This is a genomic window from Paenarthrobacter sp. NPDC089322 (assembly GCF_040684895.1).
GTDB lineage: Bacteria > Actinomycetota > Actinomycetes > Actinomycetales > Micrococcaceae > Arthrobacter.
The window spans coordinates 177,594-193,421 of the sequence record NZ_JBFBGW010000001.1 but is presented as its reverse complement, the minus strand read 5'-3'; the positions used below and the strand labels follow the sequence as shown (position 1 = coordinate 193,421).

The 15,828-nt window shown below is 63.1% G+C and carries 15 protein-coding genes; 10 read left to right on the top strand and 5 right to left on the bottom strand.

Annotated elements, in window-relative coordinates; all coding sequences use genetic code 11:
• Positions 1–33 precede the first annotated feature (33 nt).
• The 8 genes from AB0N65_RS00895 to AB0N65_RS00860 all read left to right on the top strand — a co-directional run bounded on the left by AB0N65_RS00895 (position 34) and on the right by AB0N65_RS00860 (position 9,294).
• Positions 34–1,389, top strand: coding sequence for an MFS transporter (locus tag AB0N65_RS00895; protein ID WP_364156381.1), 1,356 nt, complete (start codon positions 34–36; stop codon positions 1,387–1,389).
• A 44-nt stretch (positions 1,390–1,433) separates the two neighbouring features.
• Positions 1,434–2,903 (top strand): aldehyde dehydrogenase family protein, encoded by a 1,470-nt coding sequence (locus tag AB0N65_RS00890; protein WP_364156379.1) that lies wholly within the window; start codon positions 1,434–1,436, stop codon positions 2,901–2,903.
• Between the two features lie 23 nt (positions 2,904–2,926).
• Complete coding sequence (locus AB0N65_RS00885; RefSeq protein ID WP_364156376.1) at positions 2,927–3,820, top strand: LysR family transcriptional regulator; 894 nt, start codon at positions 2,927–2,929, stop codon at positions 3,818–3,820.
• A 60-nt stretch (positions 3,821–3,880) separates the two neighbouring features.
• Positions 3,881–5,026 carry a TIGR03364 family FAD-dependent oxidoreductase gene (locus AB0N65_RS00880; RefSeq protein ID WP_364156373.1) on the top strand — a complete coding sequence of 382 codons (1,146 nt, stop codon included), beginning with the start codon at positions 3,881–3,883 and terminating at the stop codon, positions 5,024–5,026.
• A 50-nt stretch (positions 5,027–5,076) separates the two neighbouring features.
• On the top strand, positions 5,077–6,030 hold the full coding sequence (gene dapA, locus AB0N65_RS00875) for a 4-hydroxy-tetrahydrodipicolinate synthase (RefSeq protein WP_364156370.1): 954 nt from the start codon (positions 5,077–5,079) through the stop codon (positions 6,028–6,030).
• Positions 6,031–6,182: 152 nt separating this feature from the next.
• Positions 6,183–7,361: a GGDEF domain-containing protein gene (locus AB0N65_RS00870; RefSeq protein WP_364156367.1), complete on the top strand. Its 1,179-nt coding sequence runs from the start codon at positions 6,183–6,185 to the stop codon at positions 7,359–7,361.
• A complete protein-coding gene (locus tag AB0N65_RS00865) occupies positions 7,358–7,861 on the top strand; it encodes a hypothetical protein (protein WP_364156364.1) in 504 nt (167 codons plus the stop codon). The genes AB0N65_RS00870 and AB0N65_RS00865 overlap by 4 nt, the downstream gene beginning before the upstream one ends.
• The gene (locus tag AB0N65_RS00860) at positions 7,858–9,294 is read left to right on the top strand and encodes a bifunctional diguanylate cyclase/phosphodiesterase (RefSeq protein ID WP_364156362.1); all 1,437 of its coding nucleotides are present in this window, start codon (positions 7,858–7,860) and stop codon (positions 9,292–9,294) included. The genes AB0N65_RS00865 and AB0N65_RS00860 overlap by 4 nt, the downstream gene beginning before the upstream one ends.
• Positions 9,295–9,381: 87 nt before the next feature.
• Here the strand turns inward: AB0N65_RS00860 and purL are convergent, their stop codons facing one another.
• The 3 genes from purL to purS are packed head-to-tail and all read right to left on the bottom strand — an operon-like array spanning position 9,382 to position 12,711.
• On the bottom strand, positions 9,382–11,691 hold the full coding sequence (purL, locus tag AB0N65_RS00855) for a phosphoribosylformylglycinamidine synthase subunit PurL (protein WP_364156359.1): 2,310 nt from the start codon (positions 11,689–11,691) through the stop codon (positions 9,382–9,384).
• Positions 11,688–12,458, bottom strand: coding sequence for a phosphoribosylformylglycinamidine synthase subunit PurQ (gene purQ, locus AB0N65_RS00850; RefSeq protein ID WP_364156356.1), 771 nt, complete (start codon positions 12,456–12,458; stop codon positions 11,688–11,690). Before purQ ends, purL begins: the two co-directional genes overlap by 4 nt.
• A gap of 1 nt (position 12,459) precedes the next feature.
• Positions 12,460–12,711: a phosphoribosylformylglycinamidine synthase subunit PurS gene (purS, locus tag AB0N65_RS00845; RefSeq protein WP_364156353.1), complete on the bottom strand. Its 252-nt coding sequence runs from the start codon at positions 12,709–12,711 to the stop codon at positions 12,460–12,462.
• Positions 12,712–13,016: 305 nt separating this feature from the next.
• Between purS and AB0N65_RS00840 the strand changes: the two genes are divergently transcribed.
• Both AB0N65_RS00840 and AB0N65_RS00835 read left to right on the top strand, forming a co-directional pair.
• Entirely contained in the window at positions 13,017–13,202 is a 186-nt protein-coding gene (locus AB0N65_RS00840) for a hypothetical protein (RefSeq protein WP_364156350.1), read from the top strand.
• 141 nt (positions 13,203–13,343) lie between these two features.
• On the top strand, positions 13,344–13,634 hold the full coding sequence (locus AB0N65_RS00835) for a DUF1540 domain-containing protein (RefSeq protein WP_364156347.1): 291 nt from the start codon (positions 13,344–13,346) through the stop codon (positions 13,632–13,634).
• Positions 13,635–13,721: 87 nt separating this feature from the next.
• Here the strand turns inward: AB0N65_RS00835 and AB0N65_RS00830 are convergent, their stop codons facing one another.
• Both AB0N65_RS00830 and AB0N65_RS00825 read right to left on the bottom strand, forming a co-directional pair.
• The gene (locus AB0N65_RS00830; protein WP_364156344.1) at positions 13,722–14,675 is read right to left on the bottom strand and encodes a manganese catalase family protein; all 954 of its coding nucleotides are present in this window, start codon (positions 14,673–14,675) and stop codon (positions 13,722–13,724) included.
• A 154-nt stretch (positions 14,676–14,829) separates the two neighbouring features.
• Complete coding sequence (locus AB0N65_RS00825; RefSeq protein WP_364156341.1) at positions 14,830–15,768, bottom strand: NAD(P)-dependent oxidoreductase; 939 nt, start codon at positions 15,766–15,768, stop codon at positions 14,830–14,832.
• Positions 15,769–15,828: the final 60 nt, after the last annotated feature.

The following is a 15,828-nucleotide window of genomic DNA, read 5'->3' as shown; positions in this document are numbered from 1 at the left end:
GTTGATAGGTTTGCATGACGAGAGGACTCCCCAATGTCCGATTTCAAGTTCCCCCAAACGCAGTCACTACCACCAGGCGCTACAACCAACGGTCCTGCAACTCCCAGCAAGCGGCAGGAACTCTTCAAATGGCAGGTGCGGATCTTCGCCCTGTCGTGGCTGGCTTATGCCGCTTTCTACTTCCCCCGCTCAGCTTTCTCGGCCGCCAAAGTGGGCGTGCTCGAGGAAGGCTTCCTGACCAAGCAAACGCTCGGGCTCCTCGATTCTGCCTACTTGGCGGCCTACGCCATCGGCCAGTTCGTCTGGGGAGCGTGTGCTGAGAAATACGGCACCCGGGTAGTGGTTGCGGGCGGCATGATCATGGCCGGCGTGGCTTCATTCCTGATGGGCGTAGTCCCTGCCGTTGCATTGTTCCTTCCCCTCATGATTGCCCAGGGGCTAGCCCAGTCCACGGGGTGGGCGGCGCTCAGCAAGAACATTGCATCATTCTTCACCATCAGCAAGCGCGGACGCGCCATGGGCTTCTTTTCCACCAGCTACGCTTTTGGCGGCCTTGCCGGTGCTCCCGTCACGGGTTGGGTTGCATACTCGCTTTTCGATAGTTGGCGGTGGGCGTTCATCGCCGGAACCGCAGTCATCCTTTTCGCTTTCGTTTTGTTCCTCATCTTCCAGCGGAATTCTCCCCAGGAAGTCGGGCTGCCCGGGATCGATGAAGATCCTTCGTTGCTCGATGCGGAACATCGCAAGGACTCAAAGGCTTCCGCCGTGCCGAAGCGGGCCAGGTTCGCCCTCCGTGATCTGCTGGCGGCTGTCCGGTACGAGCCCATGGTGCTCCGCCTGGGATTGGTGTACTTCCTGATAAAACCGGCCAGGTACGCGGTCCTTTTGTGGGGACCGGTCCTGGTGCTGGAGGCCATGCCGAACCTTAGTGCCATGACGGCAATCATGGTTCCGGTGGCCTTCGGCATCACGGGAATGGTTGCTCCCATCCTCGCCGGCTGGATGTCCGACACTCTTTTCGGGGCCAGGCGGGTACCTCCCAGCGTGCTAAGCCTGTTGCTGTTGGTTGCGGCGCTCGGGCTCTGGCAGGTAACTACCCAGACAGGCGAAATCGCGCTCATCGTGCTCCTCCTGTCATTCATCGGATTGACTGCCTATGCCTCCGACGCAATGGTTTCCGGCGTAGCCGCAGTGGACTTCGGCACCTCAAAGTACGCCGCGGGCGCTACCGGATTCATCAATGGCTGTGGCTCCGTCGGTGCCATCCTGGGCGGACTCCTCCCCGGATTTTTCTCAGGGACGGTCATCTTCTACACCTTTGCAGGCGCAGCTTTGCTCGCCGCAGCATTGCTGATTCCATCGTGGAACAAACGTCCCGTCAGCGCCTGACCCAAACAATGATCCAGCCTCCAAAGAACACCAGCAGAGGAATCATGAACGTCATCAACGACCCCAACCTGATGTTGAACTTCATCGACGGCCAATGGCGGCCGTCGTCCGAAGGCAGCACCTTCCCCAACACGAACCCAGCCGACACCCGGGATGTCATAGGACTCTTCCCGGATTCCACGGCCCAGGATGCGCTCGACGCGATCGAGTCAGCCGCGAAGGCGCGGCAACCGTGGGAGTCGCTCGGCAGCATCAAGCGCGGCGACATCCTCTTCAGGGCAGCTGAAGTACTTTCCCGGCGAAAGGAAGAACTGGCCTCCGCGGTCACCCGGGAGCAAGGAAAGTGCCTGCGTGAATCGCGTGGCGAAGCCCAGCGAGCCATCGACATCCTCCGCTACATCGCAGGAGAGGGCCGCCGTCTTTCGGGCTCCACGCTTCCAGCCGATGAGGCGAGGAGCATGGCGCTCACCTGGCGCAAACCCATCGGTGTGGTCGCGCTGATCACGCCATGGAACTTCCCGCTCGCCATCCCCGTCTGGAAGGTGGCACCGGCATTGCTGTCGGGGTGTACTGCCGTCCTTAAGCCCTCACCGCTTGCACCTCTGACAGCTGCCTTGCTGGTGGACATCTTCACCGAAGCCGGAGTGCCGGCAGGAGTGCTGAATCTTGTCCAAGGCGACAAGGCCCCGGGCGAAACGCTCAGCAACCATCCCCTGGTCCGGGGTATCTCCTTCACAGGATCGCTGGGTGTGGGTCTGGCTATCCAGCAGGCTGCCGCCCCAAGGCTTGCCCGGACCCAGCTGGAGTTGGGCGGGAAGAACGCGCTCATCGTGTTGGCGGACGCAGACCTCGACCTAGCAGCGGACGCCATCCTTCACGGAGCGTTCGGTCAGGCGGGACAGCGTTGCAGCGCCACCAGCCGCGTGGTGGTAGAGCGCACCGTGAGGGAGGAACTGGTGGGCAAGGTCTTGTCCCGGATCGGGGAGCTGACCATTGGCGACCCCACCAAGGAATCCACAAGGCTGGGGCCGGTGGTGAACCTGGATCGCCTCACCGCATGCGTCCGTGCCATTGAACAAGCTTCGGACTCCGGGGCAGTCATCCGAACGGGCGGGAAAATCGCCGACGAGGGCGGGCTGATCCATGGCTTTTACATGGAGCCGACGCTTCTGACCGACGTGGCGCCCGACTCCGAGTTGGCCATGGAGGAAGTCTTCGGGCCGGTTCTTGCCGTCATCGATGCCGAGAACTTCGCGCATGCCATGGCGATCTCCAACTCGGTCAAGTACGGCATGTCGGGCACCATCTTCACCAACAACCGCGCCCACATCTATGACGCCCTGGAGTCCTTTGAAGCGGGGATGCTCCACGTCAACAGGCCCGGCGTGGGAGCGTGGCCGCACATGCCCCATATGGGGGCCAAGCTCTCCCAGTACGGCGCACCGGAATGTTCTCCCGAGACCTGGGACTTCTATATGGAGTGGCGCTCGGCATGCATCAGTTTCCTTGCTTGATCCCGAGCGCCTAGGTTCAAGACATGAATCTGAGCATCCACAGCCTGCGGATATTCCTGGCGGTCGTTGAAACCGGAAGCTTTTCAGCGGCGGCACGCCGGCTCTACATGAGCCAGCCTTCCGTCTCCGCGCAGGTCAGGAGCCTCGAAACGTCCTTGTCTGCGCACTTGCTGGACCGGGGGCCGGGCGGTGCCAAGCTCACTCCGGCCGGCGAAGTGCTGGCCCGCCACGCGCGCTCCATCTTTGCCGTCATGGACAAGGTGGACGCGGACGTGGCCGCGGCCCAAGGCATCCAAGACCTGAAGCTCTCCATTGCAGGCACCACCACGCTGGGGTCGTACCTGTTGCCCAGGGCGCTCAGCCGCTTCCTGGCACAGAACCAGGGTCTGCGGACGGAACTGCGGGTGGGCAACACCGAGGCTGTGGCGGACTGGCTGATCAACCGGGAGATCAGCTTGGCCATCTGCGCGGGGGAAGTCGACTTTGAACAGCTTGAAGCGAAAGTTATTTTCGACGACGCGCTGGTCCTGGTCGCAGGCAGGGCCAGCCCGTTGGCTGGCCGCGACCTTGTCCCTGCAGATCTGGAAGGCCAGCGCTTCCTGTTGCGGGAAATCGGATCGTCCACGCGGTTCGACCAGGACCAAGCCTTGGAGGAGTGGAAGCTCACCGACGCCGAGCAATGGACCATCTGGTCTTCTGAAGCAGCCCGGGAATGCGTACGCGCAGGATTGGGGCTGGCCCTCATATCGGAGCACGTCGTCGCACCGGACTTGCGCTCCGGCGAATTGGTGCGGCTAAAGATCAGCCCTGGACCACGCCGCCGGGCAGTGTCCCTGGTGCGCATGGCCGGCCAGGTCCTGACCCCAGTGGAACAGTCGTTTGTCGAGATGCTGCAAAGGATGCACGCCTGGCCCTAGCCGGCGGGAAACGTGCCATGGATCATCCCGGCCGTACATCACTAGAGAGGCAGAAAAACCATGAACAACCGCTCAACATCACACGATCCGCTCAACGGTGAACGGACAGACCTGATCATTATCGGTGCCGGGATCATCGGACTGGCCCATGCATTTGAAGCGCAGCGCAACGGCTACTCGGTCAGGATCATCGAACGCGACATGCGGCCCAACGGGGCATCCATCCGCAATTTTGGCCATTGTTGCATCACGGCGCAGGACGGACTGTATCTCGACACCGCGTACCGTTCCCGGGAGGGCTGGCTGTCCGCGGCGAAAGCGGTGGGCTTCTGGGCGCCCGAGGCGGGTGCCGTCGTCGTCGCGCGAAGCGCCACCGAGCTGGCCGTGCTCGAACAGCTCAGCGAACAGCGGGGTGCAGACTCCGTCCAACTGCTGACCGCCCGGGAAGTTCGCTCGCGACTCAGCCCGGAAGCAGACCCGGCCATCTGCGGCGGCGCTTTCCTGCCCGCAGACCTACGGGTGGATCCCAGGACGGCTGCGCCGGACATCGCGGATTGGCTCCAAAACCAGCGCGGCGTCCAGATCCACTGGGGAACTACCGTGAAGGACATCCGGACGGGCACCGTGGATACAAGCCGGGGCGAATTCCATGCCGACAAGGTCCTGGTCTGCGTAGGGCATGATCTCGATGACCTGTTTCCCGAAGTTGCCGCCCGGTACCAGGTCCAACGCTGCGCGCTGCAAATGGCCATGGCACCGGCGCCGACCGGCTACGCCTTGGACTCGGCCGTCCTGACAGGAACGTCCATGACGCGCTACGACGGATTCACCACCATGCCCGGAGCTGACGCGGTACGGCAGGAAATCTTCGGCCACAGCCCCGAACTTATCGACATGGGCGCAAACGTCATGTTCACCCGCCGCCCCGACGGGACCCTGCTTCTGGGTGACAGCCATGTCTACGGACAGACCATCGGGCCCTTCCAGGACGAATGGATCACCACGCGCCTCGTATCGGAAATCGGGAAGATCCTCGGAACCCGCCTGAACGTGACCCAGCGTTGGCAAGGAATCTACGCCTCGAGCCCGCAAACATCCCTCGTGGTCGAAGACCTCGATTCCACCACTACGGCCATTTCCGTGACGTCGGGAATCGGTATGACCCTCTCGTTCGGCATCGCCGCAGAAACCATCGGCCAGCTGTGAAGCCCGGTCGAGGGGCGAAGCAGGGGCAAGGGGTGAATCCGGGGCAAGGGGTGCAGCCGCAAACAGCCCCGGTTGCCGCAGCCCAACCCTTCGGGACCCTGTTGACGGCCATGGTCACGCCCTTCACCGCTGAAGGGCACGTGGACTTTGCTGCTGCCGGTGAACTGGCTGTCTACCTCGCAGGGCGCGGATCCGACGGGTTGGTGGTCTGCGGGACGGCCGGGGAGTCCTCATCGCTGGGCTGCGACGAGAAGGAACAGCTGATCCGCGAGGTCAGGCACGCTGTGGGCGGCAGGGCCAAAATCGTCGCGGGCACGGGCACCAACGACACCATGCGTTCCGTCGCGATGGCCCGGCGCGCAGCGCGTGCGGGAGCAGATGGCCAACTCGTGGTCACTCCCTACTACAACAAGCCGACACAGGGCGGACTCGTCAAACACTTCACTGACATAGCCGCGTCTTCAGAGTTGCCCGTCATGCTTTACGACAACCCCGGACGCACCGGGCTCGCGATCACGACGAGCACGCTCCTGCGCTTGGCGGAAAATCCCTCGATCGTAGCGATCAAGGATGCCAAGGCCGATTTTGCTGCCACCACGGTTGTCCTCGCGGAGACCGACCTTGCCGTCTATTCGGGGGACGATGCGCTTGCTCTGCCCTGGCTGGCAGCTGGTGCCGCAGGCCTCGTGAGCGTTTCGGCCAATGTTGCTCCGGACCTCTTCCGGCGACTTGTGGACGCTGTCCGGGCCGGTGACCTTCCGTTGGCGCGGCAGCTCCACTTCGTGCTCGCTCCTTTGGCCAGGGCCGTCATGAATCACATCCCGCCGGCAGCCGCAGCCAAGTACTTGATGGCGGAGCAAAGGGTGCTTGAGAGCCCTGCAGTGCGGGCTCCGCTGATGACACCCACCCCGGACGAAGCAGCGGCCATTCGAGGAGAACTGGGCGAGGCCGCCCTCCCGCTTGATCCCGGGCGTCGGCACGCCCTGGGAGCATCAGAATCTTGAGCCAATCTTGAGGGAATCCTGCATGGGAGGTTGAGCCAGGCTGGCAACACTGAAACTACAGCCCGGACAAGCAGCACCGGAAGCACGGAGCAGCTTTGATGGGCGCGCGAACGTGTTGCAAAGTGGCTGGGACCTAGTGACAGGAGCGGAACATGGTGCTTGATGCATTTTCCGTGAGGGTTGCACTGGGCGTTGTCACGTTGACCCTGTTCGTGTTGTTTTGCACGTCCTACCGCCGAACTCGATCACCCTACGCGGGGTGGTGGAGCGTGGCACTGCTGCAGTTCATGATGGGTAACTCCGCGTTCCTGCTCAACGGCACACCGTTTCAGCTCTGGGCCAACCCGACGGGAAATGTCCTGGTGGTGGCAGGAGCGTTCAGTGTGTGGGCCGGCGCCCGTACTTTGCGGGACATGAAGGCGGCTCCTTGGCAATTGGCCGTGGCGCCCGTCATCACGGCCGGTGCTTCCGTCCTGGAAAACCCCGCTTCCAACGTGTGGTCCGGCGGATTCGTGTACCTCGCCATGATGACCCTTGGCATCGCGTTGGCCGCCCGCGATCTCTGGTTCATTAAAGCGACGCACGCCCAGGTCCATAAGGCCCTTTCCGTCGCGGCGGGCCTGTTGGCGGTCTACTACCTGGGGCGTTGGGTGGTCTACGCCGTGGAAGGCCCGGGCAGCGCAACGTTCCGTACATACTTCGGCCCCGCGCCATCGGGATTGGTTTCCTTGGTACTCCTGGTCACTGTGTCCTTCAGCATGACGGCGCTGAGCAGCGACCAACTGATCAAGGGGCTCCGCGAGCGCGCGACGCGGGACCACCTCACGGGTCTCCTCAACCGGGGTACCTTCCTGGACCTTGCCACTACCGAACTCAACCGGTTGCGTTCAACCGACTCGGGTGCGGCTGTGGTCCTGGCAGACCTGGACCACTTCAAGACGGTCAACGATGAACACGGTCACCGGGCAGGTGACTCTGCACTCAAGGCTTTCGCTGAGGCCTGCACGGCCTCCGTCCGTTCCACGGACCTGATAGGCAGGTATGGCGGCGAGGAGTTCATTCTTTTCCTCCCCGGCGCCACACAGGAACGGGCTGAAAGTATCGCGACTGAAATCAGCCGCCGCATGGCTTCCACGGATGTGCCTGAGGGCGTCTTCTTCCCCACGATCAGTTACGGAGTAACGTCGAGCTTTCCCGCCGACCAAGACCTCCATTCCATGATCGAGGCGGCAGACGCGGCCCTCTACAGCGCAAAATCGCAGGGAAGAAATCGAATTGTCGGAACAGACCGCCTCGGGGCGGCCATAATCGCTGATGGGGCACGATCATGACCAACAAGCAACTCACCACGAGGATCCAAGTCCAGCACAACCAGGAACTCAGCGAGTTCCGCCGTGACATCACCAGCCCGCCGTACCAGGCCGGCACTCCTACTGCACTGAATGCCGCCCGGCGTTCCGTCCGGATGGGCTCGGTGCAGTCCATGGAGGACGTCAACGCAAACCTGACCATCGTGGCCGACGTCGAAGGGCTGGCCTGGTTTACCGCCGACAAGGGCCTCCTGGGCAGTTGCATCACGGTGTCCATCGCCGGGCATCGTCGCAACACCGGCACGCGTGTGCACCTGCCGCTCGCTGAATGCGACGCGTGGATCGAAGCGATCATGGGTGGCTCATGGCTTGCCCACGTGTACCGCTCAGGACCGTCGGTGGAACGGGACGGCAGGCTGGACGTTGCCTCTTACCGGCTTTTCCTCGACGAACGGAGCAACCCCGTTGCTAAGCCGAAGGCAGTAGTGGACGATAACCTGCGGCGGTTGGATCTCTCTTGAGCGCGCTGGAGCCGGAACCAACACAGCCGGGCTGCGGTCCGGCTGACGTTGATTCGCGGGTTCGCGAGCTGGAACGGCAGGTTCACGCCCTCATGGCTGAACTCCACCTTTCCCGCCGGAAGCACTGCACCGCGCCGGTAACGGATCCACTGACCGGCGTGGGCAACCGCCTGGCTTTTGTTGACGCTTTCCAGGCAGCCCGGGAATCGGCTAACGCGGGCGGCGCTCCGCCGGCTCTTCTCCTGCTGAACCTCGACGGTTTCACCGCGCTCAAGAAGTCCGCCGGGCACGCCGCCGCGGACCAAGTACTGATGACCGCTGCGGTTCGTATTCGCTCGGCAGTGCGGGAGAACGACGTCGTAACCCGCCTGGGCGGCGACGAGTTCGCGATACTTCTGCCCGCCACGCCGCTCAACCGGGCCGCCGCCGTCGGGAACCGGATTTTGGCGGCGCTGGAGCCGAACATCGACCTCGGTGGGAACAGCGTCCGTTGCGGCGCGAGCATGGGCCTGCGGGTCGCCGAACCGCACCACACCGTTGAGGACCTCCTGCTGGAAGCCGATATGGCAGTGGAGGAATCGAAGGTCGAGGGCCGGAACAAACTCAGGATGTTCGATCCCGCAACGCTGCACGCACGGCAATTGCAGCGGCACATTGCCGGGGAACTGCGCGAAGCCATCCGCTCGGACCAGTTGGTTCTCTTCTACCAGCCCATCGTCGAGCTGGCGACGGGGCGCATTGAAGGCGCCGAGGCGCTGGTCCGCTGGAACCATCCCGTTCACGGACTCATCATGCCGGACCAGTTCATCCCGGTCGCGGAAACCACCGGGTTGATCGCCGAGCTGGGCCGGTGGGTTTTGCGCACGTCGGTTCGGCAACTCCGTTCATGGCGGGACAGCCCGGCCACGGAGGATCACGACTTCACCATGCGGATCAACGTCTCGGCGGCGGACCTCCAGAGCCTGGCGTTCGTGGATGACGTCCGGGAAGCCCTTGCCGGGGCCGGAATCGAGCCCGCTTCGCTCGTCCTGGAACTGACGGAAAGCGCAGTCATCCAGAACAACGAGCTTGACCGCTATACCCTGGCGAGCCTCCACCGGCTGGGTGTCGGGCTGGAGATCGACGATTTCGGTACGGGCTATTCGTCCATGGGTTACCTCAGGAAGCTTCCTGTGGACCGCGTCAAGGTTGACCGGGAGTTCGTGCGCGAGGTCGGCAAGGACCCCAGCCAGCTGGATTTCCTGGCCGCCATCCAGCAGGTCATCAGATCATGTGGCCTTGAGGGGATTTGGGAAGGGATCGAGACGGCGGAACAAGCCGAAGCCCTCCGAAGCATCGGCTGTTCAAGCGGCCAGGGTTACTACTTTGGCAGGCCCATGCCCGAGGCGGAGTTCACCGCCCGGTTGTCCCGGCAGCTGACCTGGCCGGCCTAGCAGAAACAAACACACGGCAGTTTAAAGCACAGGGCCCCGGTACTCCGGGAAGGAGTGACCAGGGCCCTGCGTTTCCGGTTGGACGCTTTAGCCGAAGTACTTCGGCAGCGTGGCCTCGTGTGCTTCGCGGAGGGCGTCCAGGGACAGTTCGTCCACGCCGTTGATCTCCAGCTTGCCGCCGGCAGCGTCAACAACACCGATCCGGAGGTGGGCGAAACCGCGGGCGGTGCACATGTCCTTGAAGCGGACTTCCTCGGAGCGGGGCACGGAGACGATCGCGCGGGCCTGGGACTCGGAGAACAGGGCCGTGAACAGGTCCACGCCGTCGCGCTCCATGAGTTCCTCAAGGGCGATCCGTGCGCCAACGCCGTAGCGCAGCGAAGATTCCACCAGGGCGGCCGCCAGACCACCTTCGGAGAGGTCGTGTGCTGCGTCCACCATGCCGTCGCGGGAAGCGTTGATCAGGATCTCACCCAGCGCACGCTCGGCCGCGAGGTCAACCTTCGGCGGCAAGCCACCGAGGTGTCCGCGCAGGTTGGACCATTCCGAGCCATCCAGTTCTGCCGCGGTGGTGCCGAGCAGGTAGATGGCCTGGCCGTCCTCGCGCCATCCCGACGGCGTGCGGCGGGCGACGTCGTCGAGCTTGCCCAGGACTGCCACCACGGGCGAGGGGTGGATCGGCGTGGTACCGGTCTGGTTGTACAGGGAGACGTTGCCGCCGGTGACCGGAACGCCGAGCTCCATGCAGGCGTCGGAAAGGCCGCGGATGGCTTCGGCGAGCTGCCACATGACGTCGGGGTCCTCGGGGGAACCGAAGTTCAGGCAGTCGCTGACAGCCATGGGCACGGCACCGGAGGTGGCCACGTTGCGGTAGGCCTCGGCCAGTGCCAGCTGTGCACCCTTGTACGGATCCAGGTACGTGTAGCGGCCGTTGGCGTCGGTGGCCAAGGCAACGCCGAGGCCGGTTTCCTCGTCAACGCGGACCACGCCGGCGTCATCCGGGAAAGCCATGGCGGTGTTGCCGCCAACGTAGCGGTCGTACTGCTTGGTGATCCAGGACTTGCTGCACATGTTCGGCGATGCCACCAGCTCGGTGACCGCAGCAGCAAGCTCGGACGGAGCCGACGGCCGGCCGGCGTCCTCAACGGAGCCGGTGAAGGTGTTCGCCTGAAGCGAGTCCTGCCACTCGGGCCGTGCGTACGGGCGGTCGTAGACGGGGCCGTCGTGCGCTACGGTGCGGGGATCGACGTCGACAATTACGTCGCCTTCCCACGTGATGATGAGGCGGCCGGTGTCCGTAACCTCACCCAACCAGGAGTACTCAACAGCCCACTTGTCCATCACGGCCTCGAACGCTTCCACGTTCTCCGGCGTGACGATTGCCATCATGCGTTCCTGCGACTCGGACATGAGGATCTCGCCCGGGGTCAGGGTGGGGTCGCGCAGCAGGACGGAGGTCAGTTCAACCTGCATGCCGCCGTCGCCATTGGAAGCGAGCTCGGACGTGGCGCAGGAAATACCAGCGGCGCCGAGGTCCTGGATGCCTTCAACCAGGGAGCCCTTGAAGAGCTCCAGGCAGCACTCGATCAGCACCTTCTCAGCGAAGGGGTCGCCCACCTGGACGGCGGGGCGCTTGGACGGCTTGGTGTCGTCAAACGACTCGGATGCCAACACGGAAGCGCCGCCGATGCCGTCGCCACCGGTACGGGCGCCGAACAACACAACCTTGTTGCCCTTGCCGGAAGCGTTGGCCAGGCGGATGTCCTCGTGGCGCATGACGCCAACAGCCAGGGCGTTCACCAGCGGGTTGCCCTGGTACACGGAATCGAAGACCATCTCGCCGCCGATGTTCGGCAGACCCAGGCAGTTGCCGTAGCCACCGATGCCTGCCACGGCACCGTGCATGACGCGTGCAGTGTCCGGGTGGTCGATCGCGCCAAAGCGGAGCGGGTCCATCACTGCGACCGGGCGGGCGCCCATGGAGATGATGTCGCGGACGATGCCGCCGATGCCCGTTGCGGCACCCTGGTACGGCTCCACGAACGACGGCGAGTTGTGGGACTCGATCTTGAACGTCACGGCCCAACCGTCGCCAAGGTTGGTCACACCGGCGTTTTCGCCGATGCCCACCAGCATGTCCTTCTTCATCTCCGGAGTAACCTTCTCGCCGAACTGGCGGAGGTGGTTCTTGGAGGACTTGTAGGAGCAGTGCTCGCTCCACATCACGGAGTACATGGCCAGTTCAGCGCCGGTGGGGCGGCGGCCAAGGACCTTGACGATCTCGTCGAACTCGTTCTGCTTCAATCCCAGTTCAGCCCACGGCAGTTCCGTGTCCGGCGTCTTGGCAGCGTGCTCAACGGTATCGATGTTGAACTTCTTGGTGGTTTCCGTGGTCACTTGTCGCCTCCCACAATCTTGGTCAAAACGGAGGTGAAGAAACCCAGGCCGTCGGTGTCGGAGCCGGCGCCATCAAGGGCTTCGGGACCGAATCCGGCCTCGACAGCGTGCTCAGGGTGTGGCATGAGGCCCACTACGTTGCCCGCAGCGTTGGAGATACCGGCGATGTCGCGGCGGGAACCGTTCGGGTTGAAGCCCACGTAGCGGAACACCACACGGCCCTCGGCCTCAAGGGCGTCCAGGGTCTTCTCATCGGCGATGTACTGGCCGTCCTGGTTCTTCAACGGAACCGTGATTTCCTGGCCCTGCTGGTAATCAAGGGTCCAGGCGGTGTTGGCGTTCTCGACGCGCAGCACCTGGTCCCGGCAAATGAACTTCAGGTGGTCGTTCTTGATCATGGAACCGGGCAGCAAGTGCGACTCGGTCAGGATCTGGAAGCCGTTGCAGATACCCAAAACCGGGAGCTTCGCATCGGAGTTGGCAGCATCGATGATCTTGGACATCAGCGGCGCGAAGCGGGAGATGGCACCCGCCCGGAGGTAGTCACCATAAGAGAAACCGCCGGGGATGATGACGGCGTCAACATCTCCGAGGTGGTCGTCAGCATGCCAGAGCGACACCGCCGTGCCGCCTGCAAGCCGTACTGCACGGGCGGCGTCGCGATCGTCCAGGGTTCCGGGGAAAGTGACGACGCCGATCCGGGCACCCGCGAGGCGGGGCTCAGCGGCGACGGCGACGGCCTCGCCAATCAGGGGGAGTGAAGTCATCTCAGGCCTCGACGACCTCGACGTTGACAACATCCTCGATCACCGGGTTGGAGAGGAGGGTTTCGGCAGCTTCGCGGGCCTGGGCCAGGATAGCTTCGGTCACCTCGCCGTCGACCGTCAGTTCGAAGCGCTTGCCTTGACGGACTGCGCTGAAGCTGTTGAAGCCGAGGCGGGGCAGTGCACCCACAATGGCTTTCCCCTGGGGGTCCAGAATCTCGGGCTTGGGCATGACGTCAACGACGATCCGGGGCATCCGGTAACTCCTGTGCGTGAGTTGGGTGAACCTTTAAATAAGGCTGCCGCGGAGGTGCCGTCTCACGCCGTTCAGCCGCATTCAACAGTGTCCTGAACACAGAGTTAGACACAGTCTCGAACTGCAGTGTTTGATCGGCATGGGAGGCGCTCCGCGAGCTTGCATCCCTATTCTACCGGGAGCGGCGCACATACCCTATTCAGCGGGATTCCGCGAGGAGCCCCCGCCGGTTCCCGGCAAATTGCTGCTGTTGGAGCACGACGGCGGCACTCGCCAGTGGCGGAGCGCGTCACTAGGATTGCCGCATGGCTGAGAAACCGAAGTCAATGGTGTTGGGCGTTGTGGCGGCGGCGGTCTTCGCCGGACTGGGCCGCATGGTGATCCAAAAGGTCAGGGCTGACAGGGCTGCACGAAACCATCGCGTGACCGGACCCTTGGACAAGGAAACCCGTGCCCGAATAAGCCGGGCCTTACGCACTCCGAACAAATAGGGGATGGATCAAACAGGCAATGGATTAGCGCACGTACAAATGCGCTAATCAACCGGGTTAATTCGCGTGAATCCGGCGTATTTTGGGTAGTACACGCGGGGCCAGGCCCCGGTACTGTTCAAGATCCAACCAGGAGGAACGATGACTGACCACATTGCCGAAGTATCCGCCTGTAGCGTTGGCAGCTGCGGATTCAACCACGATGGCTGCACCGCCTTCGGAATCACCATCGGTGGAACCCAGGACCACGCATCCTGCGCCACGTTCATCGACACCACCCGGATGGGTGGTCTTCCCAAGATCCTTGCCCACGTTGGTGCCTGCCAGCGTTCTGAATGCATCCACAACAACAACCTCATGTGCGAAGCCCATGACGTCAAAGTCGGTCCGGGGGCAGAAGCCGCAGACTGCCTGACGTACGAGCACGCCTGACAATATTCGCGGAAAACATTCAACAGAAAAGCGGGCGCATCCTTCCGGATGTGCCCGCTTTTCTGTGTGCGTCGGATCCGGAACTCGCTACTTCCGGCCGGCTTCCTGGGGGCTGTCGGCATCTTTGAGCTCTTGCTCGGCGGTCGCCTGGATCAAAGCAAGGAGTTCGGGGTCCAGGCCCGGGGCGAATTCTTCCTTGCGTTCCGGTGACATGGTGATGGGGAACCCGTCAGGCATGACATCGGTGGTCAACTCGGTCCCGTCGTTGGACGGCGAAGCTCCCCGGAAGACCTTTCCCGCCTCGCTCAGGTTGTCTGCGCTGAACGTGTATTGGATGCTCTGGAGTCCCATGTCCAGAAGCCGCTTCACTTCGGGGAACTGCTCGGCGTTGGTCTTCGGAATCGGCAGCACTTTGCCCCAATTGACCCCGAGGCTTTCGAGCGCCTTGGCGTAGGCGTTCTCGTGCGCCTGGTCCCGGACGATCAGGTAGGAGATGGTTGACCGGGCCGTCTTGTTGTCCGTCATCTCGTAGATGCGGCACTTCTGGAGCCTGCCGGTGGACTCGAGCATGAGGTTGTACAGCAGGTCCAGGACGAGGTTGCCGCTGTTGTAAACGTAGGAGCCGCTCCATGGGTTGCCGGCCGCGTCCACGGGCAAAGCGCCTTGCGCGCCGACCAGGTAGTGGTGGATGTTGCTGGTGTCCAGTGCGATATTCAGGGGAGTGGCTCCCTTGGCGCCTGGCTCGTCTACGGGATCTGTCTTCTTGCCTTGGTATCTCGGTGAGCCATCCAGAAGCTGCGAGATGGTGGTACCGATCAGTTCCACATGGCTGATCTCCTCTGTCCCGATCCCTTGAAGGAGGTCCTTGTACGGCTTCGAAGCGGGATCTCCGCGGAAGTTCATGCTTTGGAACAGGTATTGCATCATGGTGCGCATTTCGCCGAACTGTCCGCCGAGGCCTTCCTGGAGCGCGTTGGCTGCCGCGGGATCCGGCTCGTCGGCGGCGATTTCATTGATGAGAAGCTGGGTATGCAGGTACATTGCGATTCCTCACGTTGTCTCATGCTTTCCGTGGGATGGAATCCCTCTGCTGGCCACCCCGGACCCGCCTACCATAAGCATGCTTACTATTGGGATGCAATGGTCGAAGGCAAGACAGCCGGAGCATTCCGGACGCCGGAAACGCGGAAGGCTCTCAGCCTGCCACCTGATTGGTGAGGTCCCTTCCCTCGCGGAGGGCTGCGACGTTGGCCAGGACCAATTGTGCTGAACCTTTGGGTCGGTTGCCTGCAACGTGGGGAGTGATGATCAGGTTGGGTGCGGACCAGAGTTTTGAATCTGCCGGCAGCGGTTCCACCTTGGTGACATCCAATGCGGCAGCCCGCAGGCCGCCGTCGTTCAGGGCTGCGAGCAGGGCGTCCTCGTCAACTGTGGCACCGCGTCCTACGTTGATGAAGACGGCGGTATCCGGCAGTGCCGACAGGATGTCGCTGTTCAAGGAGTTCTCAGTCCCGGGGGTCGCAGGGAGGATCGAGACCAGGACGTCCGTTGCAGGCAGGATTTCCGGAAGGTCCTGCGTCGCGATGACGGGGAATCCGTAGCGCTCGCCAGCGGAGTTTGCGACGCCCGTGACCTTGGCGCCAAGCGCCGCAAGCAGGGGAGCGAGTTTGCCCGCGATGGAGCCGAAGCCCCAAATGGTGACGTTGGCGCCGTCGAGCGTGTACTGCTGTTCCGTGGCGGCAGCCGACTGCGCCACGTTGTAGGCACGGTCCCAGGTTGCGGTCTTTTGCGCATCGTGAAGCGAATCGAGGCGCCGGACGGTAGCGAGGATCAACGCCAGGGCGTGCTCGGCAACCGGGCCGTCGTGGAGTGAGCGGCCGGAGGTGATGGCGATGTGGTCCGCGAACCCTGCTGCGAGTACAGAGTCCGGGCCGGCCGCCAGTGTCTGCACGAGTTTGAGGTGAGTCATCCGCTCCGCTGCGTCCGCGAGGTTTGCGCCGGTGTTCTGCCAAACAACCAGGACCTCCGCGTCGAGGTGTTCCTCCGGGAGCGGCTGGTCTGCGCGGTAAGAGGCCACCTCCGCTTCGGAGGCCGACAGGTCCAGGTTGATCGTGTGGGGGACGAGGATCTTCACGGGAGCTCCATTGCTGGGAAGGGTGGCTGGTACGTAACCGAGGCTACCGGTTGGTGGTGG